This window comes from Phocaeicola barnesiae DSM 18169 = JCM 13652 (assembly GCF_000374585.1).
GTDB classification, from domain to species: domain Bacteria; phylum Bacteroidota; class Bacteroidia; order Bacteroidales; family Bacteroidaceae; genus Phocaeicola; species Phocaeicola barnesiae.
Genome location: NZ_KB894643.1, coordinates 421,571 through 446,603 on the forward strand (window position 1 = coordinate 421,571; position 25,033 = coordinate 446,603).

The 25,033-nt window shown below is 44.4% G+C and carries 18 protein-coding genes; 9 read left to right on the plus strand and 9 right to left on the minus strand.

Translation table 11 applies throughout. The features are described from left to right. Nucleotides 1-38: 38 nt before the first annotated feature. The 6 genes from C510_RS15970 to C510_RS0101750 form a co-directional block, all read right to left on the minus strand. Complete coding sequence (locus C510_RS15970; RefSeq protein ID WP_018709612.1) at nt 39-548, minus strand: hypothetical protein; 510 nt, start codon at nt 546-548, stop codon at nt 39-41. A 257-nt stretch (nt 549-805) separates the two neighbouring features. Beyond that, complete coding sequence (locus C510_RS0101725) at nt 806-2,746, minus strand: SusD/RagB family nutrient-binding outer membrane lipoprotein (protein ID WP_026320064.1); 1,941 nt, start codon at nt 2,744-2,746, stop codon at nt 806-808. A 21-nt stretch (nt 2,747-2,767) separates the two neighbouring features. Continuing rightward, nucleotides 2,768-6,151 carry a SusC/RagA family TonB-linked outer membrane protein gene (locus C510_RS0101730; protein ID WP_025892100.1) on the minus strand — a complete coding sequence of 1,128 codons (3,384 nt, stop codon included), beginning with the start codon at nt 6,149-6,151 and terminating at the stop codon, nt 2,768-2,770. A 732-nt stretch (nt 6,152-6,883) separates the two neighbouring features. Then, a complete protein-coding gene (locus C510_RS0101735) occupies nt 6,884-7,996 on the minus strand; it encodes a PDDEXK nuclease domain-containing protein (protein ID WP_018709615.1) in 1,113 nt (370 codons plus the stop codon). 299 nt (nt 7,997-8,295) lie between these two features. Further along, on the minus strand, nt 8,296-9,537 hold the full coding sequence (locus tag C510_RS0101745; RefSeq protein WP_026320065.1) for a hypothetical protein: 1,242 nt from the start codon (nt 9,535-9,537) through the stop codon (nt 8,296-8,298). Between the two features lie 120 nt (nt 9,538-9,657). After that, the gene (locus tag C510_RS0101750) at nt 9,658-11,088 is read right to left on the minus strand and encodes a carbon starvation CstA family protein (protein WP_026320066.1); all 1,431 of its coding nucleotides are present in this window, start codon (nt 11,086-11,088) and stop codon (nt 9,658-9,660) included. Between the two features lie 195 nt (nt 11,089-11,283). Between C510_RS0101750 and C510_RS0101755 the strand changes: the two genes are divergently transcribed. The 9 genes from C510_RS0101755 to miaA all read left to right on the plus strand — a co-directional run bounded on the left by C510_RS0101755 (nt 11,284) and on the right by miaA (nt 21,365). Beyond that, nucleotides 11,284-12,951: a glycoside hydrolase family 10-like protein gene (locus C510_RS0101755; protein WP_025892099.1), complete on the plus strand. Its 1,668-nt coding sequence runs from the start codon at nt 11,284-11,286 to the stop codon at nt 12,949-12,951. A gap of 89 nt (nt 12,952-13,040) precedes the next feature. After that, on the plus strand, nt 13,041-14,210 hold the full coding sequence (locus C510_RS0101760; protein ID WP_022340389.1) for an AIR synthase-related protein: 1,170 nt from the start codon (nt 13,041-13,043) through the stop codon (nt 14,208-14,210). Between the two features lie 13 nt (nt 14,211-14,223). Beyond that, nucleotides 14,224-15,333: a peptide chain release factor 1 gene (gene prfA / locus C510_RS0101765; RefSeq protein ID WP_018709622.1), complete on the plus strand. Its 1,110-nt coding sequence runs from the start codon at nt 14,224-14,226 to the stop codon at nt 15,331-15,333. A gap of 83 nt (nt 15,334-15,416) precedes the next feature. Then, complete coding sequence (gene pyrF / locus C510_RS0101770) at nt 15,417-16,241, plus strand: orotidine-5'-phosphate decarboxylase (protein ID WP_018709623.1); 825 nt, start codon at nt 15,417-15,419, stop codon at nt 16,239-16,241. 318 nt (nt 16,242-16,559) lie between these two features. Beyond that, a complete protein-coding gene (gene lpxD, locus C510_RS0101775; RefSeq protein ID WP_022340390.1) occupies nt 16,560-17,600 on the plus strand; it encodes a UDP-3-O-(3-hydroxymyristoyl)glucosamine N-acyltransferase in 1,041 nt (346 codons plus the stop codon). Between the two features lie 5 nt (nt 17,601-17,605). Further along, on the plus strand, nt 17,606-18,991 hold the full coding sequence (locus C510_RS0101780) for a bifunctional UDP-3-O-[3-hydroxymyristoyl] N-acetylglucosamine deacetylase/3-hydroxyacyl-ACP dehydratase (RefSeq protein ID WP_018709625.1): 1,386 nt from the start codon (nt 17,606-17,608) through the stop codon (nt 18,989-18,991). Nucleotides 18,992-18,999: 8 nt separating this feature from the next. Further along, nucleotides 19,000-19,767 (plus strand): acyl-ACP--UDP-N-acetylglucosamine O-acyltransferase, encoded by a 768-nt coding sequence (lpxA, locus tag C510_RS0101785; protein WP_018709626.1) that lies wholly within the window; start codon nt 19,000-19,002, stop codon nt 19,765-19,767. A gap of 53 nt (nt 19,768-19,820) precedes the next feature. Further along, nucleotides 19,821-20,375, plus strand: a complete 555-nt coding sequence (locus C510_RS0101790) for an IS1096 element passenger TnpR family protein (RefSeq protein ID WP_018709627.1) — start codon at nt 19,821-19,823, stop codon at nt 20,373-20,375. A 78-nt stretch (nt 20,376-20,453) separates the two neighbouring features. Continuing rightward, nucleotides 20,454-21,365: a tRNA (adenosine(37)-N6)-dimethylallyltransferase MiaA gene (gene miaA, locus C510_RS0101795; RefSeq protein ID WP_034775716.1), complete on the plus strand. Its 912-nt coding sequence runs from the start codon at nt 20,454-20,456 to the stop codon at nt 21,363-21,365. A 54-nt stretch (nt 21,366-21,419) separates the two neighbouring features. On the opposite strand, the gene C510_RS0101800 is transcribed toward miaA, so the two are convergent. Genes C510_RS0101800 through mtaB form a run of 3 tightly spaced genes read right to left on the minus strand, consistent with a single transcriptional unit; the run spans nt 21,420 to nt 24,818 of the window. Next, a complete protein-coding gene (locus C510_RS0101800) occupies nt 21,420-22,454 on the minus strand; it encodes an AI-2E family transporter (protein WP_018709629.1) in 1,035 nt (344 codons plus the stop codon). A 28-nt stretch (nt 22,455-22,482) separates the two neighbouring features. Beyond that, complete coding sequence (locus tag C510_RS0101805) at nt 22,483-23,502, minus strand: glycosyltransferase family 2 protein (RefSeq protein WP_018709630.1); 1,020 nt, start codon at nt 23,500-23,502, stop codon at nt 22,483-22,485. Then, nucleotides 23,499-24,818 carry a tRNA (N(6)-L-threonylcarbamoyladenosine(37)-C(2))-methylthiotransferase MtaB gene (gene mtaB, locus C510_RS0101810; protein ID WP_018709631.1) on the minus strand — a complete coding sequence of 440 codons (1,320 nt, stop codon included), beginning with the start codon at nt 24,816-24,818 and terminating at the stop codon, nt 23,499-23,501. The genes C510_RS0101805 and mtaB overlap by 4 nt, the downstream gene beginning before the upstream one ends. Nucleotides 24,819-25,033 lie beyond the last annotated feature (215 nt).

Here is a 25,033-nt window from a genome sequence, read left to right on the forward strand (position 1 = left end):
TACAGATCCAGATTAAAGATACTATCTCAGCAGAAGCATCATTTCTCCTTGACCGGAAGTCCTAGACAATAGTCCAGAACCACCAGCACATCGTGGGTTTCCTTCATATCAATATCATTCTCTTTCACAAAAGCATTGATTTCGTCTTTATATGCAGGAAATACCTTGAGTACTTGCTTCAAAGTCTTTAGTCTTACCAATTTGTTCTCCTTATTAATATAATAGGTATTATCACTTTTCCGGCGATAGACATCGGTGCTTCCCAATTTCTGCTGTTTATAGGGTGTATACATTTCCGTACCACTCAATCCGAAATTACTCATCTGCAGATTATGGACACTGCCTTGAGTTACTGCTCCAAGTGCTCCTTTGGAACCGACATTCACATCTTTCAATAGCCAATCGACAAACACCACTCCATTATTCAAGAATACAACTTCATAAAGTCCTTTATCTGCCGGGATAAATCGTCTATCACCTACAAATACTGTATCGATAGTAGAAGCATTGGTCACTTCCATCAAGTCCTCTCCTTGTTTAAAAAGCATCGTCTTGTTTGAAGCGTCATAATTCAATGAGACAACAGTTTGTGACCCGTTCCGAAACTTTATCTGAGCTTCTGTAAAATCATCGAGCAGAAAAATTCTTTTAAACTGCTGGGCAGAAACAGTAAACAGAGTACATAGGTACAGTATAGTCAAGCATGTGAAGTATTTCATAGTTGCATGATTTGATAAATAAGAAAAAGGGGAGGAAGAAAACCTTCCTCCCCTCCATATCTCAGAGTTAATCAATTAAATACCGATTAACGTCCTGCACCCCACTGAGGAGCACCGTTGTCTTGCCACAGGCGTTCAGAAGCAAGAACTGTATTATACAAACCTGATGAAGTCACTGTCAGACCCTGTTCAGCGTATGCAGCTCTCTTCACATCACCTGACAAGTCATCGTCTGTGATAGCACCTGTCGGGAAACGACGTGGAATGCTGGTAGCCGGAACTTCAGAGTACTGTGCACGCGGCAGAATAGTTGAATTATAGCTCGGATAACCGGAACGACGGGCAGTTACATAAACTTCATTCGGATAGAGAGTGAAGTGAATCATTTCCTGCAAGTAAATCTTTTCCAACTTTTCCTGAGCTGTACCTGTAAATGCATACGCATCATGGCTCATCATTTCGTCTATTTCACCGTCTTTCAGGTCAATGGCACCTTCGTTCGGATCATAGCCGAATGAACCCTGAACAGTACTGTAGTAAGTAACCTGGTTGGCTTCAGCCAATGCGTCGTATGACTGAACAGAGAATGACAGAGCTCTGTCATAGTGAGTCTTAGCCTTATTTTCATCACCGTTCAGCATAGCGAATTCGGCCAAATACAAGTTCACTTCAGCTGCACTCAGATACATACCGTACCAAGGACGGTCATTAGTGGTATAAGTATAGGTATCATCCGGCAAAGTAGCGGTAGAAACTTCAGAAGCAGAAGTATACTGACGACCGATAATCATCATCTGGTTCAGAGTTGAATATACAGTATAACCTGTCGCATTACCACCGTCTGAATTGTGCAGATACAATTCCTTATCAGCATTCGGATATGATGACGGGAAGAACCATTTGTATTTACCGGTATTGTCTGTACTAGCCATCCATGCTTCGGTGATTCCATGATAACGTACCCAAGGTTCACCCGGACCTCCCCAACGTACGAAGTCTTTCTTGCCATCGGCTCCAACTTCGTAAACCACATCTTTTTCGATAAAGTCAGGAATTGCCAGACCTGCATCGTAATATCCCTGTACGATCTTGGAGTTCCAGTAATTCTTCTTGTAGAAGAAACGTACACGCGGGTCTCTGTTGTCAACCATGAAATTGATGACTGATTCAGTACCGGCACATCCTGTAAATCCGTTACTCCAGTGATAGATACGGTCATTTACATAACCTTGGTCACCTGTCAGGCGTACATCACCTTTATGGAATCTTACGTCTTCATCCAAAGAATTCAGATAACCGCAAGAAGCGCTTTCCACTTCAGAAGCAATCTGTTTTGCCTTTGCTTCATTTTGAGACAGCAGACGGACAGCGATACGCAGTTTCAACGAGTTGGCAAATTTAGCCCATTTAGCTTTATCGCCACCATAAACCACATCCTGGTCAGCCTTCATGACAGCTTCACTACTGGTAAATGTAGAAATGCTGCTATTCAACTGTTCCAACCACAAGTTATAAAGACTTTCAACGCTGTCGAAACCTGGAGTCAACGAGCCACCGTATGCAGCATTACATGCTTCTACGTAAGGAATGGCTCCATACATATCGGTTGCGAAAATACCCATATAGATACTCATGATATTGGCTGCCGACATATACACATCGTTGAGGGCTTTGTCTTCATCACTCAACTTTTCGTATTCAGCTTCCATAGCACGCAATACACGCAGTACACTGATATACTGTCTTGCCTGGTCGCCATCGATAGTCAATGTCAGGATACTTTCAGAAGCACCACTGGTAGAAAGACCCATACCGGCCCAAGCATATTTCATCGGAGCATTGTAGTAATACTCCAGGTAAGGTTGCGGATCGAAACGGTTAACAGCTTCTGCGAACAAGAAAGAGATATTACCTGTGGTCACAGCAGATGGATCCTGGTTCATCTCCGAGAAATCGTCACGGCATCCTGTTGTCATCAGGGCAGATCCGAAAGCAAGAGCTGCCAATAATAATTTATGTGATTTCATATTCATTAAATTTTCCAATAGTTAGAATGATGCATTAATAGTAAACGTATAACTTGCAGTGTACGGACTTACTGAACGAATCATGAACTGACCGGACTGAGTACCACGCATAGATTCAGGATTGAAGTTGTTCGGCAGTGAGTTCAGCAGATAACCCAAGTTACGTCCTGCTACAGTCAAGTTAATGCTGGAAGCACCGATCTTACTTGCGATGCTGTTCGGCATACGATAGCTCAATGAAACTTCACGCAAAGCGATGTAGTTCAATTCATGGAACCAGTCGTTGTTTTTCCATACAGCTGCACGGCCCCAAGAGTTATTCCAATAGTTCCAAGAAGAAGCGTGCTGCGGATCTACAATCTTACGGTCAACCAAATCGGCATACAATTCACCACCTTCAGCAATGGTATATGGACCGTTCGGAGTGTCGATAGTCTGTCCACCCGGCATGATAGCTTCCGGGATGATACCATCGGTATATTCCTTTCCGTCCCAGATAGAAGTAAAGGTAATACCTCCGTGTTCAGGATCCGTACCGTTCAATGAAGATTCCAAGAAGCCGTATGCTGTACCATAGTGAGAACCATAGATAGCTACCATACCGCCGAAGCGCATATCCATAGAAGCACGTAACGTCCAGTTCTTGTAACGCAAGCTGGTATTTACAGAACCCAAGAAATCCGGCTGGATAGAACCTACAGTCTGTACAACACCTGAACGGCTATAGTATACAGAGTGACGAGTGTTATAAGAAGCAAGTTCCAGAATAGGAAGACCTGTCTTTTCATCGTAGTTTGGAACAGCATCTGATTTCAACAAACCGTATTCACCACCTACTTCGGCTACTGATGCTATACGGTAGTTACCGTAAGCAGCGTCACCTACCAAAGTAATGTAGTTGGCTACGTTCGGGTGAAGTTCTACAATCTTAGATGTATTCTTCGTATAAGTGAAGTTCAAATCCCAAGTCCAGTCTTTCGTTTCAATCGGAGTTGTATTCAAAGCCAATTCCACACCCTGGTTCTGGATGTTACCGGCATTGATCAACTGATAAGACAAACCTGATTCACTCGGAACACTGATCTTCATGATCTGGTTCTTGGTATTTTCCTTATAGTAAGTAGCATCGATACCGATACGGTTGCTCAAGAAACGGAAGTCAACACCAATTTCCCAAGAACTCTTACGTTCAGGCTTCAAGTCTGTAGAATAGTAAGTATCCGGAACCTGCAGACCTACGGTATTGTCGATACCATACAGGTTATAGGCTGTATTGATGGTATACGCATCCGTATCGTTACCTACCTGTGCCCATGATGCACGAACCTTTGCGAATGAGAACCATTCCGGCATCTTGCCACGGAATGTTTCATGAATCAACCAAGATCCGGAAATAGACGGATAGAAGTATGAGTAGTTACCGTGCTGGTCGGCATAAACCAATGAAGAAGACCAGTCGTTACGTCCGGTTACATCCACGAACACCTGATCTTTCCAGCTGACAGCCAGCTGTCCGGCTACAGACAGAATAGTCTTTGTTCCAGAGATAGTTCCTGTAGAAGTCAAAGCGTTCTTAGAGTTACCGATAAAGAACTGACCCGGTACAACCAGACCACCGTTTGTCTGCATCTGCAATTCCTGCTGGAAGTTATGATAATATTCACCACGGAGGAAACCGCTGATGTTGAAATCCTTCACAGCCTTGTTCCAAGACAAGTTGGCATTCAAGTTAGTCTGTTCTTTAGAATACTGACCTAACTTGTACATACCACCTTCATTGGCATAACCGCTACCTAATTCTTTGGATTCGTTACGTTTGTAGTAGTAGTTATAGTTAGCTTCAGCAGTAAACTTCAACCAGCTGTTCAAATCAGCAGTCAAACGAATGTTCGGACGTACAGAAGTTTCTTTCTGGGTATATTCGTTTTCGTATACAGACCACCAAACTGATTTACCCGGGGCATTACCGTATTCATCGTTGTATGCGTTATCAGCCAGACCTCCGTGTGAACCTTTGTAACGGGTTCTCCAATAACGGGTATCATATAGACGACTGAAAGTACCGTCGATGAATCTTTCACCAAAGTTGGTTTCACCACCCTGCTTCGGAGTTGAATTAGCAAAAGAGATGCCTGCTTCAATTTCTACATCTTTGGATATTTTGTGAGAAGCTTTTGCCAAAAAAGAGATACGTTCGAACGAGTTGTTCGGAGTATTACCATCGGCATGTTTATAAGACAAAGAAGTATAGAATGAAGAGGTATCATTAGATCCCTGGATAGAGATGTTAGTATTGGTATTGAAACCGTTGTCATAAGCGTCCGTAAAGTTATCTTCATACGGAGAATAAGGAACCGTAGTATAATCATAGAATTCGATATCACGTCCATCGAATTTCGGTCCCCAAGAGAGTCCTACATTAGGAGTCAAAGATGGCATACCATTCGAATTCAAATAGAATGAATCGGTATCCTGCATATTACCAGATGATTTATAATCTGAATATCCGGCCATGTAACCATCACCACGAACATTCTGGAACGTCGGTCCACCATAAACGTGATCAATACCAAATGTTTGGGTAACATTGATACCCAAACCTTTCTTTCCTTTACCACTCTTGGTAGTAATAACAACAGCACCGTTCAAACCACGGGAACCGTAAAGTGCGGTTGCGGCAGCACCTTTCAATACAGATACAGATTCAAAGTCGTCCGGGTTCAAGTTCTTCAACTCATTACCCCAGTCGGTATCACTGGTACTCCAGTCTGCATCACCCACCTTAACCGCATTGTCCAGAATCACACCGTCCACAACGTAGATAGGCTGGTTGTTTGTACCCAATGTGGAAGCACCACGGATCAAAATTTTAGATGAACCGAAAAGGCCACCATCACCTGCTGAGATATCTACACCTGCAACTTTACCTTGCAGAGCTGAAACGGGGTTCACCACGTTGGTGTTCAAATCTTCACCCTTCATTTCTGTTACTGCATAACCCAACGCCTTGGTTGCACGTTTCATACCCAAAGCAGTAACTACGACTTCTTCCAGTGTCTGAGTGTCATCTTTCAATGTTACATTGAGAGGCTGTCCATTAAAAGGAACCTCCATTGTCTGATAACCCACGAAAGAAATCTGAATGATGTCCCCTTTCTTTACACCAGACAAAGAAAAATCACCATCCAGACCTGTAATCGTACCGTTAGTAGTACCTTTCACTACAACCGATGCGCCAATGACGGTTTCCCCGGTTGCATCCTTCACAACTCCAGTACATGTTGATTCTTGCTGTACACTCTTAGTAGCGTCCACTTCAGGTACAGCTACTGCATACGCTGCTCCTGTAGAAGAAACTCCCGCCAGAGCCAACAACATACTGACTGACTTGATTCGTTTTAACATAGTTTGATATTTTAAGTTAGAGATTCAATAGCATTCGTTCTATTTCATCAAATTTATTACAAACATCTATAAATGAACCTTTTACCTGGTCCCTTCCATTCCATAAAAACCTGTAGACACCTTTTTATATTTATTTAAAAAACAGATGTAAGCAGATAAACTTTTTCTTATTTCTCTTCTATATTTTTCATATAAATCTTTTATTCTACTTTTTGAATTTATTTATTTTTCTTATGAAGAGAAGTATTCAGTGCAAATATATGAAATAAATCCATATTACAGCAAAAAAAAGCAAAAAAATAACCTTTCAAGACTACATAGGGAGATTCAGTAAATACAACAAAATTGGCCAACTAATTCATACACAAAGTATTGCGAATTAGTTGGCTTTTTTGTATCTTTAGATATTCCCCCGAAAATAAGGTTTAGCAGCCAAAACGGGGGAAATATCCCAACAAAGAGATTCTCCGACAGGTACCTGGTGGAACATCTCAACGGCAACATACACTATCAGATGTTCTGCGGAGTCATGATAGACCCTAATCACAAAACCGCAAAAAACGAACGGACAAATTGTCCAATACGTCCGTTCATTTTATGTAAAACGAACGTTCATTTTATCTGAAACGTCCGTTCATTTTATGTAAAATGTCCGTTCATTTTATCTGAAACGAACAATCGTTTTTCAAGCTGCCATAAACTTTTGAAAATAGCAGATTTTTTGTTTACCGCCTATTCAGATTCCAATTCTTTTTCGATTTCTTCAACCGTAGGCAAACTTCCCCGAAAGTCTTTCGGCAAGGCTTGCCCTAATTCATAATCAGAAATTCCGATTGGTTTCTGAATATCACGCAAGGCATATTCTGCTTTGATACGGTCTTTGCTCTTACAAAGGAGTAATCCAATGGTTCGATTATCGCCCTCCCGACAAAGAATATCATCTACGGCAGAGCAGTAAAAATTCAATTTACCGATATATTCTGGCATGAACTCTGTATCTTTCAATTCGATTACCAAGTAGCGGTGCAGAAAGGCGTTATACATCAATATGTCAATATAATAATCATCGCCAGACACCTCTATATGATACTGTCGTCCCATGAAAGCAAAACCTGCCCCCATTTCTACAAGGAATTTCTCCACATGCTTCACCAAGCCGATTTCTACATCGCGCTCATTGTATTGGTCTGTAAAAGTCAGCATATCAAATATATATGGGTCTTTGAGCATTGATTTCACATCATTTGCCTCCGGAACAGGCAGGGTTTCCGTGAAATTGTTAGCCAACGCTCCGTGCTTGCTGTAATCATCAAGTTTGATGGCTTCTTGCAGATAGCGCTTTGACCAATGGGATGTGATACTCTGCACCATGTACCAATAACGGGCACGAATATCCTTAACTTGTTGCATAATAATCAAGTTGTGCGTCCAATCCAGATGTTTGATGGGAAGAGTAAAGTTATACTTCCCCAATTGCGCAACCGGTGGTTGCGCAATTGAAGTAGCATCCCCTTTTATCATCGTAAGTTCCTGATTATACTCGTTGAAGAACTGCATCATACACTGCATATTGCGGACTGAAAATCCTTTTATCTCGGAATAATCGTTCTTCAAATCCCCTGCCAGCCGTTGCAAGGTTTTCTTGCCCCATCCGTCTGCATCCTGGCTTTGCTGCAACATGCCACCAATATCCCAATACATCCTAAGCATTTCTTCATTGGCTGCATAAATCGCCCGTTGTTGGGCTATCAGTACCCGTTGCTTGATTTTGCGAAGCAATGTCGCATAGCCACGAAAGTTATCTGACAATTTATCAATTGTTTGTTTATCTGTATTTTTAACCATAACCACCAATGTTATATTCACAAAGTTACGTTTTTTATTCGATTGTACATGAAATTCATACAATATCAGTTATGATAAAGCTACTTTCAATATAATCTAAGATACTCTTGACACTGTATTTCCATAGCAGCTTGACGGCTTTGAAGAGGTTGTTCTTCTGTGGCATTCTGATGCAGGTTACAAAAGACTTGCGCAAAAATGTATTTTTCGGTTACTTTCAAATACAGAAAATCGCCATAACTTCTCCACTTAAGGAGAAAGTTATGACGATTCAATATCAGAAAATGTTGTATCGCTTGTCAGAACTGGAACAAAGCTGTCAGAACAATGCGGTGATTGTCTACCTGATGTGTATCAATGACCTTTCCTTTCGCATCGTTACTTCCATACCAGGCCGCTATCCAAGAATATTCAGCTCCGAACTTCCAGTTCGGCAGATTATAAGTCAGCTCGGCAGTAGCCGTAGTCAACTGGTCGATATTCGTTCCCGTGCCAATCAATCCGGAAACATTTTCCTTGGCCCCCAAGTTCTTCAAATAACCGCCAAAGATACCTCCCCGCCATTTCCGTCCGTACATCACATTCAACCAGGTATGAGAAACCCTCAACGGAGTATACTCCTGCTCCCCGGTCCGTGCATCAGTAGCTGTGATTCCATAACCACCTACAGTACTGGTTTGGGTCAAATTGGAGCCTAAAACACTCTTGGCTGCCACCAGCCACAAATCATGCGTATACTTGACATGTGCTTCGGCCGAAACGCCGGTGACACGTTCGTTCACCTCATAAGTCTTATCATTGTAAACAGACTGTGTACGGGGTGTCATAGACGACAAGTGCGCTCCTACACCGGCTATCAGCCCCGTTGCCTTATAATCCAATCCCACATAGAACTCAGGTACCAGACTGTTCTTCAGGAAGCTCTGGCTTTTTGTAGTACCGGTTGCACCCGGAATATCCGAAGAAGGACCTACGGACAAGTATTGTGACTGTCCGATAGCAGCGGCTGTCAGCCCGAAATGCTTCGTATTGAATTTATAACGGATTTGAGGTGCCCGGCTGAAGGGCTGATACGGAGCACCCATGTTCAGGTTCAAGATATCGGGGGCCACATCACCGTACAGCGGATGCCAAGTCTGACCTACCAGCAAAGCTGAACCGTTCCAAGCCAGGTTGAAATAGGCGTGGCGGATTCGCACCGTAGAATAAGAAGTACCGGAACCACGGAAATCGGCTTCCACTTTAGCCGAAGTCTTTATCTTTCCCAGCATCGGTCCTTTTACATCCACCCCTAAACGGGTATACAAGACATAGAAACCGTTGTTTGCCTTGCCGTTCAAATCGTTACCATCCGCATCAGGATTCACATCTTTCGGATACATGTAAAACAATCCGTCCACTGTTTCAGAATTCGAACGGCTATTATAGAACACATCGGTACGGACCTGACCATAAAACGTGTAGTCGAATCCTTTCTTCTGAGCCATTGCGCCTGCCGACATGCCAACCAGAGCTGCCAGCACGAAAAATCTTTTCTTCATATATATTTATACATCAATTAAAATCAAACGAGGGAACGTCCGACCTCTCACAAACAGAAAATCCAACAATCCCTTCATTCCAAGATTGTTGGATAATCTCCGGAGAATCTAATCCGGATTTTAGAGTTTCTTTTCCTTACGGAACCAGCTGATAAACCAGACGAGAGCTATCAGCACACAAATTCCTCCACCGATATAGGAAACTGTTTCTGAAAGCCCGAATCCCTCCGGAGCAATCAACAAATAGGTCGTACATACACAGGTCATGAACAATGCCGGTATAAATGTCACCCAATAATTCTTCTTTGCACGTACCAGGAATACGGTTATCGCCCACAACGTAAAGACTGACAAAGCCTGGTTACACCAAGCGAAATAACGCCAGATAATCTTGAAGCCTTCCGCATCGCTCATACTGTATATCAAGATGAAAACAGTCACCAGGAATATAGGAATACAAATCAGCAGACGTTTGGAGATGCTTTGCTGCTCAACGTGGAAGAAGTCTGCCACAATCAGACGGGCTGAACGGAGTGCCGTATCACCGCTGGTAATCGGAGCTGCCACAATACCCAGAATAGCCAGAACACCTCCAAAAGTACCTAACCAGTCTTTTGAAATATTTGTCGCAACTGCAGCTCCGGAATATGCGATACCGGTAGCCTGATCCACAATTCCGTTTTCATGGAAGAAGTAGGTAGCGGCAGCTGCCCAGATCAATGCTACGATACCTTCGGTTACCATTGCTCCATAAAAAATCGGGCGGCAATGTTTTTCATTCGTGATACAGCGTGCCATCAGCGGAGACTGGGTAGCATGGAAGCCGCTGATAGCTCCACAGGCGATGGAAATGAACATCATCGGGAAAATAGGATTCTTCTCGTACTTGGTACCGAACCCGTTCCACATCTCAGGCAAATCAGGGCTCTTCACGTAAAGCATCACCAGGATACCGACCGCCATAAAAATCAAGGCAAAAGCAAACAACGGATAGATACGGCCGATAATCTTATCAATCGGCAACATAGTAGCCAGCACATAATAAATAAAGATGACTACAATCCAGAAGTACATGTCAAGGCTCTTCGGAGTCATTCCTGCCAGCAGTTCGGCCGGACCAGATACGAACACAGCACCTACCAGCACCATAAGCAGTACAGTAAACGCACAGGCGATGTTCTTGGTTCTTACTCCCAGATACCGACCGATGATTTCGGGCAAGCTCTCTCCATTATTACGGATAGAGATACATCCGGAAAGGAAATCGTGTACAGCACCGGCAAAAATCGTTCCCAACACAATCCACAGGTAAGAAGCGGTACCGAACTGTGCTCCCATGATTGCTCCGAAAATAGGTCCAAGACCTGCTATGTTCAAGAACTGAATCATGAAAATTTTCCACGTCGGCAAAGGGATAAAATCTACTCCATCCGTCATGGTCACGGCAGGAGTTTTACGTGAAGAATCTGGAAGAAACAAAGAATTTATATATCGCCCATATACCCAATACCCCACCAACAACAGAAGTAATGCAATTGTAAAAGTTACCATAAATCTTAAAAAATCGATAATCTGCCGCAAAAGTAATAATTTCATCCATCACTCAGCATCTTTTTCCTTAAAAATCATGATATCAGGCAAACAATTGGCCTTCTATCCGCTCTGATTACTAAATTGTATGAATAAGCATACCGTTCGTTTGCCATCTCTGATTTTTATCCTACTTTTGCGGACAAAAACTAGATGATGTACAGAAAAATACTTTGCTGGCTGATAGGAATAACGATTTTTCTTCCTTTGGCAGCACAACCCAAATATGAAATCCGGGCATCGTGGGTCACTACTTTGGGAGGAATGGACTGGCCCCGACATAAAGCCAACTCCCCGGAAGGCATCAAACGGCAGAAGGAAGAGCTCTGCCAACTGCTGGATCAGCTCAAAGAAGCCAATTTCAATACCGTTTTATTCCAGACACGTCTGCGCGGGGATGTCATTTATCCTTCCGCATACGAACCTTTTGCCGAATCCATTACCGGATTTACCGGAAGGGTACCGGCTTATGACCCGTTGGCTTTTGCCGTAGAAGAATGTCATAAGCGGGGAATGGAAATCCATGCCTGGTTCGTGTCCATCCCCATCGGAAATGACAGGCAGATGCGGCTGCACGGGAAGAATGCCGTAGCCAAAAAGCATCCTTCCTTTTGCAAACACATCAACTCTTCCTGGTATCTGGATCCGGGAAACCCCGAAACCGCCAATTACCTGGCAGGAATCGTACGCGAAATCGTCACCAATTACGACATCGACGGAATTCATTTCGACTACATCCGTTACCCGGACCAGGCCATGAAATTTCCGGATCAGGACACCTACCGGAAATACGGTAATAAACAACCTATTAAGGACTGGCGGAGGGACAACATCACCCGAATCGTCAAGACCTGCTACCAAACCGTCAAATCACTGAAACCGTGGGTAAAAGTCAGCAGTTCCCCTATAGGTAAATACAACGATACCCAACGATATACCTCAAAAGGATGGAACGCATACGCCATTGTCTGCCAGGATGCACAGCGATGGTTGAAAGAAGGCATTCATGACGCCCTGTTTCCGATGATGTATTTCCAGGGAAACAATTTCTATCCGTTCGCCCTCGACTGGCTGGAAAACAAGAATAACCGATGGGTCGTACCCGGTCTGGGAATCTATTTCCTCCATCCGGACGAACAGGACTGGAAACTGGACGAGATAGTCCGGCAGCTTTATTTCATCCGCAATGTCAAACTGGACGGACAGGCTTATTTCCGGAACCATTTTTTACTGGACAATACAAAAGGCCTGCTGGACGAACTGAAAGAACGGTTCTACCTGTATCCGGCTGTTGTCCCCGCCATGACCTGGCAAGACAGCATCCCGCCTTCTACTCCAACTCACCCATCGTTCCAGATAGACGGAAAATCACTCCATTTGGGTTGGACAGCATCGGAGGACAATGACAAACGCACGTATGTAACCTACCGTATCTATGCATCCAACCAATACCCCGTTGATATCCAGAAAGCCGAGAACCTGGTGGCTAACGGAGTCCGGAAGACCGAATTTCTTTTCCAGCCGGAAGTACCGTGGCACCAGCGGGCCTATTGGGCAGTTACCGCTGTTGACCGTTACGGCAATGAAAGTGAAGCATTGGAATTAAACCAGCCTAAGCTCGTAGATTTTCTGCTCATCAACGATGAACTCCCTGAAATTCCCGAAGGGTGCACCTTAATCATATCAGATGCCACCGGACAGGAAGTACTGCGGACTACACAGCCGGCACCCGATTGGAAAGATTCACTCAAAAAAGGTTTTTACCGGTTGACCCTCCTCCGTCCAAACGGCAGCAGCGAACTGATAGGTACCCTGGTACAATGAAGCTTTTATTGACAAAAGATGATGGAAATGAATAAAATTATCGCTAATTTTGCATAACAAACAGAAATACATCAAAATCCATTTATATCATGAGTAACCAACGATACATGATGCGTGGCGTTTCAGCATCGAAAGAAGATGTACATAACGCAATCAAGAACATTGACAAAGGTATTTTCCCGAAAGCATTCTGCAAGATTATCCCGGATATTCTGGGTGGAGACCCGGAATATTGCAACATTATGCATGCAGACGGTGCCGGAACCAAATCTTCTCTGGCTTACCTGTATTGGAAAGAAACTGGCGACCTCTCTGTATGGAAGGGCATCGCTCAGGATGCACTGATTATGAACATCGACGACCTGCTCTGTGTGGGTGCTGTAGACAACATCCTGGTATCATCGACCATCGGACGTAACAAGCTGCTGGTTCCGGGTGAAGTGATTTCTGCCATCATCAACGGTACAGACGAACTGTTGGCCGAACTCCGCGAAATGGGTGTAGGAGTCTATGCTACCGGAGGCGAAACTGCCGATGTAGGCGACCTGGTACGTACCATTATCGTAGACAGTACCGTGACTTGCCGTATGAAACGTTCGGATGTAATCGACAATGCCAACATCCGTCCGGGTGACGTCATCGTCGGATTGGCTTCTTACGGTCAGGCTACTTATGAAAAAGAATATAACGGCGGTATGGGAAGCAACGGTCTGACCAGTGCCCGTCACGACGTGTTCGCCAAATACCTGGCCGAAAAATATCCGGAAAGCTACGATAAGGCTGTACCTGAAGAACTGGTATACAGCGGTCAGCTGAAGCTGACTGACGCCGTAGAAGGCTCTCCGCTGGATGCCGGTAAGCTGGTGCTCTCTCCTACCCGTACCTATGCGCCGGTTGTCAAGAAACTGCTGGATGCCCTGCGCCCACAGATTCACGGTATGGTTCACTGCTCAGGAGGTGCACAGACGAAAGTACTGCACTTCGTAGGCGATAACTGCCGTGTCATCAAGGATAACCTCTTCCCGGTTCCTCCTTTGTTTCGCACCATCAAGGAACAGAGCGGTACCGACTGGGACGAAATGTACAAGGTATTCAACATGGGACACCGTCTGGAAGTCTACCTGTCACCGGAACATGCAGAACAGGTCATCGAAATCAGCAAATCGTTCAACATCGACGCTCAGATTATCGGACGCATCGAAGAAAGCGACCACAAGGAACTGATTATCCGCAGCGAGTTCGGAGAATTCAGCTATTAATCGGAATATATCAATGGCAGAAAACAATACCATTTTAGAAAAACTGGAAGGACTGGTATCACGCTTCGAGGAAGTATCTACCCTGATTACGGACCCGAACGTGATAGCCGACCAGAAACGATATGTCAAACTGACGAAGGAATACAAGGAACTGGGCGACATCATGGCCGCCCGGAAGGAATACCTGCAATGCCTCAACGGACTGGAGGAAGCCAAAATGATGATGGCCGAGAACGATCCGGAAATGAAGGAAATGGCCCGCGAAGAAGCTGCTGCCTGCGAGGCACGCATACCCGAACTGGAAGAAGAAATCAAGCTGTTGCTGGTTCCTGCCGACCCGCAGGACGACCGGAACGCCATTCTGGAAATCCGTGGCGGTACGGGAGGTGACGAAGCTGCCATCTTTGCCGGCGACCTGTTCCGTATGTATTCCAAATACTGCGAATCGAAAGGCTGGAAACTGGAGGTATCGAGTGCCAATGAAGGAGCCGCAGGAGGTTTCAAGGAAATCATCTGTTCCGTTACCGGAGACAAGGTATACGGAACCTTGAAATACGAATCGGGAGTCCACCGGGTACAACGGGTACCTGCCACTGAAACCCAAGGACGCGTACATACTTCGGCAGCATCCGTAGCGGTATTGCCCGAAGCGGAACCGTTCGATGTGGAAATCAATGAAGGTGAAATCAAATGGGATACCTTCCGAAGCGGCGGTGCCGGAGGCCAGAACGTGAACAAAGTGGAATCGGGAGTCCGCCTGCGTTACAACTGGAAAAACCCGAATACCGGTATCGTGGAAGAAATCCTTATCGAATGTACCGAGACCCGTGACCAGCCGAAGAACAAGGAACGCGCCCTCAGCCGTCTGCGTACTTTCATCTACGACAAGGAACACCAGAAGTACATTGACGATATCGCTTCCAAGCGCAAGACCATGGTCAGCACGGGTGACCGTTCGGCCAAAATCCGTACATACAATTATCCGCAGGGACGTATCACCGACCACCGCATCAATTATACCATTTATAATCTGGCGGCTTTCATGGACGGAGACATCCAGGACTGCATCGACCACCTGACCGTTGCAGAAAACGCGGAACGCCTGAAAGAAAGTGAATTATAACAACTGTCGACAGATTGCACAAAAAGGGATAATTTCACCAACTTAAAAACCGAAGAACTCAAGAACTTAAACGTTTAGGGATTATGAACAAACAAACATTATTCGAAAACATCAAGAAGAAACAGTCTTTCCTGTGTGTAGGACTGGATACGGATATCAAAAAGATTCCGGAACACCTGCTGAAAGAAGAAGACCCGATTTTCGCCTTCAACAAAGCGATTATCGATGCAACAGCTCCCTACTGTATCGCCTATAAACCGAATCTGGCTTTCTATGAAAGCATGGGCGTAAAAGGATGGATTTCTTTTGAAAAGACTATCCAATACCTGAATGAAAATTATCCGGACCAATTCATTATAGCTGATGCCAAACGTGGTGATATCGGTAATACATCGGCTATGTATGCCCGTACTTTCTTCGAAGAAATCAACCTGGATGCGGTTACGGTAGCACCTTACATGGGTGAAGACAGTGTAACACCTTTCCTGACTTACGAAGGCAAATGGGTAATTCTGCTGGCACTGACTTCCAACAAGGGCTCACACGATTTCCAGCTTACTACCGATACAGAAGGCGAGCGCCTGTTTGAAAAAGTATTGCGCAAATCACAGGAATGGGGCAACGACCAGAACATGATGTACGTAGTAGGTGCCACCCAAGGACGCATGTTCGAGGATATCCGTAAAATCGTTCCGAATCATTTCCTGCTGGTTCCGGGTATCGGCGCACAAGGAGGCTCTCTGGAAGAAGTCTGCAAATATGGTATGAATAAGGAATGTGGCCTGATAGTCAACTCCAGCCGTGCCATCATCTATGCAGACAAGACAGAAAACTTCGCTACCGTTGCCGGGCAGGAAGCTCAGAAAGTACAGCAGCAAATGGCCGAACAGTTGAAAGCTATCTTATAAAAAATCTGTCCTGACCGGTTGGTCATGACTTCATCATACGCCCGAAGAAAGTCTGTTCTTTCCTTATATACCCTTAAGGAAAAGACGGACTTCTTCGGGCTTTTCTATCCAATATTCAATCTGTTTTGTCCTGATTCTCTGAAAAAATGGGATAAAAATGCCCTTTTCAGCAAAACAGCCTACAAATATTTTACTATTTGTTCTGTTATCTAAAAAAAAAAACCGTAATTTGCATAATTGATAGGATTGAATAAAGATAATCCTCCTATCCACCAAGGAAACAAAGAACTGAAAAAAAGAAGAATTAAAATTGTAAATATGGAGTTCTCAGCGAAACAAATTGCAGAATACGTCCAAGGAACTATTGTAGGAGATGAAAACGCTACCGTACATACCTTCGCTAAAATCGAAGAGGGTATTCCCGGTGCACTTTCATTTCTCTCAAATCCCAAATACATACATTATATATATACTACCCAATCTTCCATCGTACTGGTAAATAAGGATTTCGAACCGGAACAGGAAGTGAGTGCAACACTCATCAAGGTAGAAAATGCCTATGAAAGTCTGGCCAAACTTATGACACTTTATGAAATGTACCAGCCTAAAAAAGTAGGTATCAGTTCTTTGGCATCCATTGCTGAAACAGCCCAAATAGGAAAAAATGTCTACATCGGCCCCTACGCCTGCATCGAAGAAGGAGCCGTAATAGGTGACAACTGCTATATCCACCCACATGTTACCGTAGGAGTAAATGTGAAGGTGGGAGCAAACACTATCCTCTATCCACACGTTACTGTTTATCATGACTGCCGCATCGGAAACAACTGTGTCCTTCATGCGGGAGCCGTCATCGGTGCTGACGGATTCGGTTTTGCCCCTTCACCCGAAGGATATGAAAAGATACCCCAGATTGGCATCACTATCCTGGAAGACAATGTGGAAGTGGGAGCCAATACCTGTATTGACCGCGCAACCATGGGAGCAACAATCATCCATAAAGGCGTAAAACTGGACAATCTGGTTCAATTGGCACATAACGTAGAAGTAGGTAGCCATACCGTAATGGCTTCACAAGGAGGTGTAGCCGGTTCTGCCAAAATCGGTGAATGGTGTATGTTCGGTGGACAAGTAGGCGTAGCCGGACACATCAAAGTCGGCGACCATGTAACTGTAGGGGCTCAGTCTGGTATCCCAGGCAACGTAAAATCGAATACAACCCTCATGGGATATCCAGCCATCGACCCGAAACAATTTGCCCGCTCAGCCGCTATCTATAAGAAATTACCGGATATGTACGCTGAACTTGGACGCCTGCAGAAAGAAATTGAAGAATTAAAAAAACAACTTAACGCATAAAACCCATGTTGAAACAACAGACCTTAAAAGGCAGCTTTTCATTGAACGGAAAAGGACTCCATACAGGAGTCAAACTGACCGTTACATTCAATCCTGCCCCAGAGCATCACGGGTATAAGATACAGCGCATTGATTTGGACGACCAGCCTATCATCGACGCTGTAGCAGAAAATGTAGTTGACACAACCCGAGGAACCGTTCTTGCCAAGAACGGAGTAAAAGTTAGCACAGTAGAACATGCACTTGCGGCACTTTATGCTGCGGGCATCGACAACTGCCTCATCCAGGTAAACGGACCTGAATTTCCGATTCTAGACGGTAGTGCCAAAGCATATGTAGAATGCATCAAGCGTGTAGGCATTGCGGACCAGGCTGCTCCGAAAGATTACTACATCATCAAATCCAAAATAGAATTCCGGGATGAGACTACGGGATCTTCCATCATTGTTTTACCGGATGAACAATTCAGCATCAATACACTGATTTCATACGATTCCAGCATTTTGAACAATCAATATGCTACTTTGGAGAATATGGAACAGTTCCCTACCGAAATCGCTTCTGCACGTACATTCGTATTCGTCCGCGAAATAGAACCGTTATTGAATGCTGGACTGATAAAAGGAGGTGACTTGGACAACGCTATTGTCATTTATGAAAGACAGATGACTCAGGAAAACTTTGACAAACTGGCAGATGTCATGGGAGTTCCTCATATGGATGCAACCCACATAGGTTACATCAACCACATTCCATTAGTATGGCCAAATGAACCAGCTCGCCATAAATTACTGGACATTATCGGTGACCTCGCTTTAATAGGTAAACCGATCAAAGGGCGTATCATCGCTACCCGTCCGGGACATACCATCAACAACAAATTTGCCCGCCAGTTACGCAAAGAAATCCGCCTGCATGAAATCCAGGCACCCATTTATAACTGCAACGAAGAACCGTTGATGGATGTCAACCGTATCCGTGAACTTTTACCTCACCGCTATCCGTTCCAATTGGTAGATAAGGTCATCGCCATGGGTGCCAACTACATTGTCGGCGTAAAGAACGTTACTTCCAACGAACCTTTCTTCCAGGGACATTTCCCACAGGAACCGGTTATGCCTGGTGTCTTGCAGATTGAGGCTATGGCTCAAGTAGGAGGATTGCTGGTATTGAACTCACTGGAAGAACCTGAAAGATATTCCACTTATTTCCTGAAAATAGACAATGTGAAGTTCCGCCATAAAGTAGTACCGGGAGATACACTGTTGTTCCGGGTTGAACTGATGGCTCCTATCCGTAGAGGAATTTCCACCATGAAAGGTTACGTATTCGTAGGCGAAAAGATTGTTTGCGAAGCTGAATTCATGGCACAAATCGTAAAAAATAAATAAACAGAAAAATGATCAGTCCATTAGCATATATACATCCGGAAGCTATAATCGGCGAAAACGTAGAGGTAGGTCCGTTTGTCTTTATCGACAAAAATGTTGTTATCGGCGACAATAACGTGATTATGCCCAATGCAAATATCCTTTACGGCTCTCGTATCGGTAACGGAAACCGTATCTTTCCGGGAGCTGTCATCGGTGCTATTCCTCAGGATTTGAAATTCAGAGGAGAAGAAACGACCGCAGAAATAGGAGACAACAATACCATCCGTGAAAACGTAACTATCAACCGGGGAACAGCAGCTAAAGGAAAAACGATAGTCGGCAGCAACAACCTGCTGATGGAAGGTGTACATGTAGCTCATGATGCTCTCATCGGAAGCGGATGTATCATCGGTAACTCTACCAAAATGGCCGGTGAAATCGTTATCGACGACAATGCCATCGTAAGTGCAGCTGTACTGATGCACCAATTCTGCCACGTAGGAAGCTACGTCATGATTCAAGGTGGATGCCGTTTCAGCAAAGACATTCCTCCTTACATCATTGCCGGTAGAGACCCGATTGCCTACTGTGGTATCAATATTGTAGGGCTCCGCCGTCGTGGATTCACCAACGAACAGATTGAAAGCATCCATAATGCCTACCGCATCATCTATAACAGTGGTAAGAACGTTACAGAAGCCATCGCACAGATCAAAGAAGAAATGCCGATGACACCGGAAATAACATATATCGTATCTTTTGTTGAAAATTCACAACGAGGCATTATCCGTTAAATAAAAAAATATATCTTTGCTTCATCAATTGAAACAATAAAAAGTAAATTACAATGGTATATAAATTTAGAATCATATCAGATGAAGTCGATGATTTCCTGAGAGAAATCAAAATTGACTCCGAAGCTTCATTCTACGATTTGCATGAAGCTATCCTGAAATGTACCGGATATAAAGATGACCAGATGACTTCTTTCTTCATCTGTGATGAGGACTGGGAAAAAGAAACAGAAATCACTCTGGAAGACATGGGAAACGGAAGTTCTGAAGAAGATACATATGTAATGAAAGATACCCACCTCAGCGAACTGCTAGAAGACGAAAAGCAGAAACTGATTTATGTATTCGACCCGCTGGCTGAACGTGTATTCTTTATTGAACTATCCGAAATCATCACAGGAAAAGAATTACAGAAAGCCACTTGTACACGAAAAGAAGGTAATCCACCTCAGCAGATTATCGACTTCGATGAACAGATGAATACCAATGCTGCCATCGATCTGGATGAAAACTTCTATGGCGATCAGGATTTCGATATGGATGATTTCGATCCCGAAGGCTATGAAGTAGGAGAAGGTGGCAATCCTTACGATGACGAAAGATATTAAACAAATATTTAAGCTGAACAGAGACTATTATATCCCATAATGGATACAGAGGCAATCATCCGAACCAATCAGGCAGACATGCCTACGCTTATTGTCCTCATTGGCCCTACGGGAGTCGGAAAGACAGAACTCAGCCTGAAAATTGCTGAAAAATACCACACCCCCATACTTTCTTCCGACTCCCGTCAGCTTTATGCCGATTTGAAAATTGGAACAGCTGCACCTACCCCTGACCAACTAGCCCGTGTACCTCACTATTTTGTAGGTACATTGAAACTCACTGACTATTACAGTGCGGCACAATACGAAGCAGAAGTATTGAAGAAACTGGAGGAACTATTCCCTACCCATCCGGTAGTTCTGATGACCGGAGGATCCATGATGTATGTAGATGCGGTCTGCAAAGGTATCGATGACATACCTACTGTAGATAAAGATACACGAGAGCTGATGATGCATCGTTATGAAACAGAAGGATTGGAACAGTTATGTGCAGAACTGAAGCTTCTGGATCCGGAATACTATCAGCAAGTAGACCTCAAAAATCCGAAGCGCGTAATTCATGCCCTCGAAATCTGTTACATGACAGGCAAGACCTACACATCTTTCCGTACCCGTACTACCAAAGAACGACCGTTCCATATACTGAAAATCGGGCTCAAAAGAGAACGTGAAGAACTTTATGAACGGATAAACCGACGGGTAGACTTCATGATGGAAGAAGGACTGCTGGAAGAAGCACGCAAAGTTTATCCTTACCGCCAACTGAATGCACTGAATACAGTAGGTTACAAAGAGTTATTCAACTATTTCGATGGAGAATGGGACTTGGCTTTTGCCATTGAGAAAATCAAGCAGAATTCCCGAATCTACTCGCGGAAACAGATGACTTGGTTCAAACGGGATACAGACATTACCTGGTTCCATCCGGACCAACATGACGAAATACTGGATTTTATAGAAAGACAGTTATCCCATCGGATACAATAAAGGCGACAGACATAATACAGACTGCCGCCTTTGTTTTTTACCTTCAACCGATATTTATTCCTTTCCGGTTTCCGTCGATGAAACACTACCCTCCTGATTTGGCAACAAGTATTCTTTCCGGAACATATCCAGGAAAAGCAAGAACAGCGAAACCATCAGCGGACCAAAAATAATTCCCATAAAACCGAATATAGGCAAACCTGCCACTACACCGAAAATCGTAATTAACGGATGGATATTCGCCATCTTCTTCTGTAACATGAAACGAATGAGGTTATCGCATTGCGAAATGACAATACCACCATATCCCAGCAGAATCAAGGCACTTACCCAATTACCGGTCAACAGGAAATAAATGGAGATAGGTACCCATACCAAAGCCGTTCCTACCAAAGGGATAATGGAAGCAAAGGCTGTCAGCATCGCACTGAAGACCGGATTCGGCGCATCGCATAACCAATACCCACCCAAGGATATGATTCCCTGAATAGCAGCCAGCAAAGGAATGCCGATGGCATTGGAACGGACAATCACCTGAATCTTATCGAGTACCTCCTTCTTATCCTTCTCCTTGAAAGGAAGGATCGTAGAAATGTATTCTTCCAAGGATTTCCCTTCATACAGCAAAAAGAAAAGCAACATGATAGCCACGCACAGGTTGACAAAAAAGTCACTGACTCCAGACATCACTTGCTGACCGAAACTGGATAAATGACTTACCATGAATGAAACACTGTTTTCCGAGAATACATCGAATCCAGTACGGTCCTTGACTATCTGTGCTGCCTGTTTAGCCGGTGCAACCAGGCTCTTGGCATCCAGATGCAGACCGGAAAGTTGGTCTATTAATACCCAAACCAGAAAAGACAAAGGTATCAGGAAAAACAAAGTTGTAGTAATGGTCACTAACCATACTGCCGGTGCGGGCTTCATTTTAGCCTTCAAGCGATAGGTCCAGTTACGCACCAGAAGAAAAAGCGTAAAACCGCCTAAAATACCATTCATGAACGGTTGTGCCTGTTGAAACAGCAATATACCTAACCCTACTATCAGCAGAATCAGTGAATATTTCCAGTATTGTTCCTTCATAATCTATCTATTGATGAATCTAAATCTATTAATGAAAAAGATCAGAGAAATGTTTTCTTTGCTTCATTTTTGCCTGCCACAAAATACTGAACAGGAAACGTTGAGGAATTACCTGAACCGATGTCTGGCGCAGATTCTCCTGACGGTCGGCTACAAAGTCTGGTCGCATCTGCCGGAATTCCCTCCGGGCCCGTATCACCGCCTGTGCATTCTTCCAATCAGCCTTCAACAAAAACGCCAACGCCGCCAGTAAGTCCAGACAGGCTCGTACCCGCATAACTGTTGCCAGTTCACTTTCAGGAAGGTTCTTATACAACATCAGCAGATTATTCCGGAAATTCAAGAATGTCTTGCGCGGATTTTCTTTCTTGAGCGTAGCTCCTCCCACATGATACACCTTACTGAACGGCAAGCAAACCAATTCATATCCCCGGCTACGCATCCGCCAGCAAAGATCTATTTCTTCCATGTGCGCAAAGAAACGTCCGTCCAAACCACCTACCTTCCGGTAGACATCCAGCCGGACCATCAGAGCCGCTCCAGTAGCCCAGAAAACCGGAAGCACAGTATCATACTGCCCCTTGTCCATCTCTACTTCTTCAAAAATACGTCCACGACAGAACGGATAACCGTAACGGTCAATAAATCCTCCGGAGGCACCCGCATACTCAAAATGGTCACGTACTCTGTAACTGAGCAACTTCGGCTGACAAGCTGCCACTTCCGGATGTTCATCCATGTAAGTTACCATCGGTTCCAACCAGCCCTCAGACACTTCAACATCGCTGTTCAGCAAAACAACATATTCAGCCTCCACCTGCTGTAAGGCCTGGTTATATCCTTCCGCGAACCCGTAATTCTTATCCAACCGAATCAGACGTACAGAAGGAAATTCTTTCGAAACAACCTCACAGGAAGCATCAGTCGAAGCATTATCAGCTACACAGACTTCTCCATAACGCTCGGGAACGCTAGCCACAACCGAAGGAAGAAACCTGCGAAGCATTTCTTCTCCGTTCCAATTCAATATGACTACCGAAACCTTCATCCCAACACTTCTCCTTTCAGTGCCGTACCGTCTTCATTGAAATCACCCAGACGTACATGGACCAGGTGGTTGTCAAGCGTCATATCGTACGGTAATTCCACCCGGATATAATTGGCAGTAAAGCCATGCATCGGAGAACCGGTCTTCGATTTTTCCATCAGCACATCCGCTTCCTGACCGATATGCCGGGCATAGAAAGCTTTGGTCTTTTCATCCGAGAGAGACAGCAAGCACTGGCTACGACGATGTTTCTCTTCGGCCGGAACCACATAATCAATCTTCAATGCCTGTGTTCCGGGACGTTCCGAATAGCTGAACACATGCAGCTGGGTAACATCCAATCCTTGAATAAAAGAATAAGCCTGCTCGAAATACTCGGGTGTTTCGCCACGGGTACCAACTATGACATCTACCCCGATAAAGGCATCCGGTATCAGTTCCTTAATCCGATGGACCTTCGAAGCAAACAAAGACGTATCATACCGGCGACGCATCAGTTTCAAGACTTCGTCACAACCAGACTGTAAAGGTATATGGAAATGCGGCATGAACGCACGAGACTGGGCTACATAGGCAATAATCTCGTCGGTCAATAAGTTCGGCTCAATGGAAGAGATGCGGTAACGTTCGATACCTTCCACCTGATCAAGCGCCTTCACCAGTTCGAAGAAAGTTTCTCCGGTAGATTTTCCGAAATCCCCGATGTTCACACCGGTCAAGACTATTTCTTTACCACCTTCGGCAGCCACCTGCCGGGCCTGTTCCACCAAATCGGCGATTCTTCCGTTCCGACTGCGCCCCCTTGCAAAAGGAATTGTACAGTAAGAACAAAAATAGTCACACCCATCCTGCACCTTCAGGAAATACCGGGTACGGTCACCTCGTGAACACGAAGGAGAAAACGTCCGAATATCTTTCGTAGCCGTTGTGATGGCTTCACCGTGAGCATGTTTCTCCAGGTTCCCCAAATACTTCATCAAGTCACCCTTCTGTTCCGCTCCCAGTACCAAGTCCACTCCTTCGATATCGGCCACCTGTTCCGGTTTCAGCTGAGCGTAGCATCCCGTCACTACAACAAAAGCACCCGGATGCTCCTTTGTCAACCGATGAATAGCCTGTCTGCACTTCTTATCAGCCACTTCCGTTACCGAACACGTATTGACGATGCAGATGTCTGCCCGCTCACCTTTCCGGGCAGTACGCACGCCTGCTTCTTTCAGGGTTTTCCCGATGGAAGAAGTCTCAGCAAAGTTCAGCTTACATCCTAACGTATAATAAACAGCCTTTTTATCTTGAAAAACAGTTGTATCAATCATACCTATTTAATCTATAAAATATCTCCTGCAAAGGTACACAATATTTCGTGATTTTAAGGTATCCGCCCCTCAATTAGCACAAACAGTATCTTTGCGTCACAGACCATGATTTTGCAGTTCTGCTAATCGAATGCTCAAAAAAATATGTTTTACAGCATATTGAAAATCAACCAATTAAAGAAAAAAGTGTATTTTCCCTCAAAAAAATCGAAGAA

Coding starts and splice junctions, on each gene's coding strand:
- mtaB (WP_018709631.1), bottom strand. CDS start 24,818: ATGATTGATACAACTGTTTTTCAAGATAAAAAGGCTGTTTATTATACG.
- pyrF (WP_018709623.1), top strand. CDS start 15,417: ATGAACAAACAAACATTATTCGAAAACATCAAGAAGAAACAGTCTTTC.
- miaA (WP_034775716.1), top strand. CDS start 20,454: ATGCCTACGCTTATTGTCCTCATTGGCCCTACGGGAGTCGGAAAGACA.
- C510_RS0101780 (WP_018709625.1), top strand. CDS start 17,606: ATGTTGAAACAACAGACCTTAAAAGGCAGCTTTTCATTGAACGGAAAA.
- C510_RS15970 (WP_018709612.1), bottom strand. CDS start 548: ATGCTTTTTAAACAAGGAGAGGACTTGATGGAAGTGACCAATGCTTCT.
- prfA (WP_018709622.1), top strand. CDS start 14,224: ATGGCAGAAAACAATACCATTTTAGAAAAACTGGAAGGACTGGTATCA.
- C510_RS0101755 (WP_025892099.1), top strand. CDS start 11,284: ATGTACAGAAAAATACTTTGCTGGCTGATAGGAATAACGATTTTTCTT.
- C510_RS0101760 (WP_022340389.1), top strand. CDS start 13,041: ATGAGTAACCAACGATACATGATGCGTGGCGTTTCAGCATCGAAAGAA.
- C510_RS0101745 (WP_026320065.1), bottom strand. CDS start 9,537: ATGAAGAAAAGATTTTTCGTGCTGGCAGCTCTGGTTGGCATGTCGGCA.
- lpxD (WP_022340390.1), top strand. CDS start 16,560: ATGGAGTTCTCAGCGAAACAAATTGCAGAATACGTCCAAGGAACTATT.
- C510_RS0101805 (WP_018709630.1), bottom strand. CDS start 23,502: ATGAAGGTTTCGGTAGTCATATTGAATTGGAACGGAGAAGAAATGCTT.
- C510_RS0101790 (WP_018709627.1), top strand. CDS start 19,821: ATGGTATATAAATTTAGAATCATATCAGATGAAGTCGATGATTTCCTG.
- lpxA (WP_018709626.1), top strand. CDS start 19,000: ATGATCAGTCCATTAGCATATATACATCCGGAAGCTATAATCGGCGAA.
- C510_RS0101725 (WP_026320064.1), bottom strand. CDS start 2,746: ATGAAATCACATAAATTATTATTGGCAGCTCTTGCTTTCGGATCTGCC.
- C510_RS0101800 (WP_018709629.1), bottom strand. CDS start 22,454: ATGAAGGAACAATACTGGAAATATTCACTGATTCTGCTGATAGTAGGG.
- C510_RS0101735 (WP_018709615.1), bottom strand. CDS start 7,996: ATGGTTAAAAATACAGATAAACAAACAATTGATAAATTGTCAGATAAC.
- C510_RS0101750 (WP_026320066.1), bottom strand. CDS start 11,088: ATGGTAACTTTTACAATTGCATTACTTCTGTTGTTGGTGGGGTATTGG.
- C510_RS0101730 (WP_025892100.1), bottom strand. CDS start 6,151: ATGTTAAAACGAATCAAGTCAGTCAGTATGTTGTTGGCTCTGGCGGGA.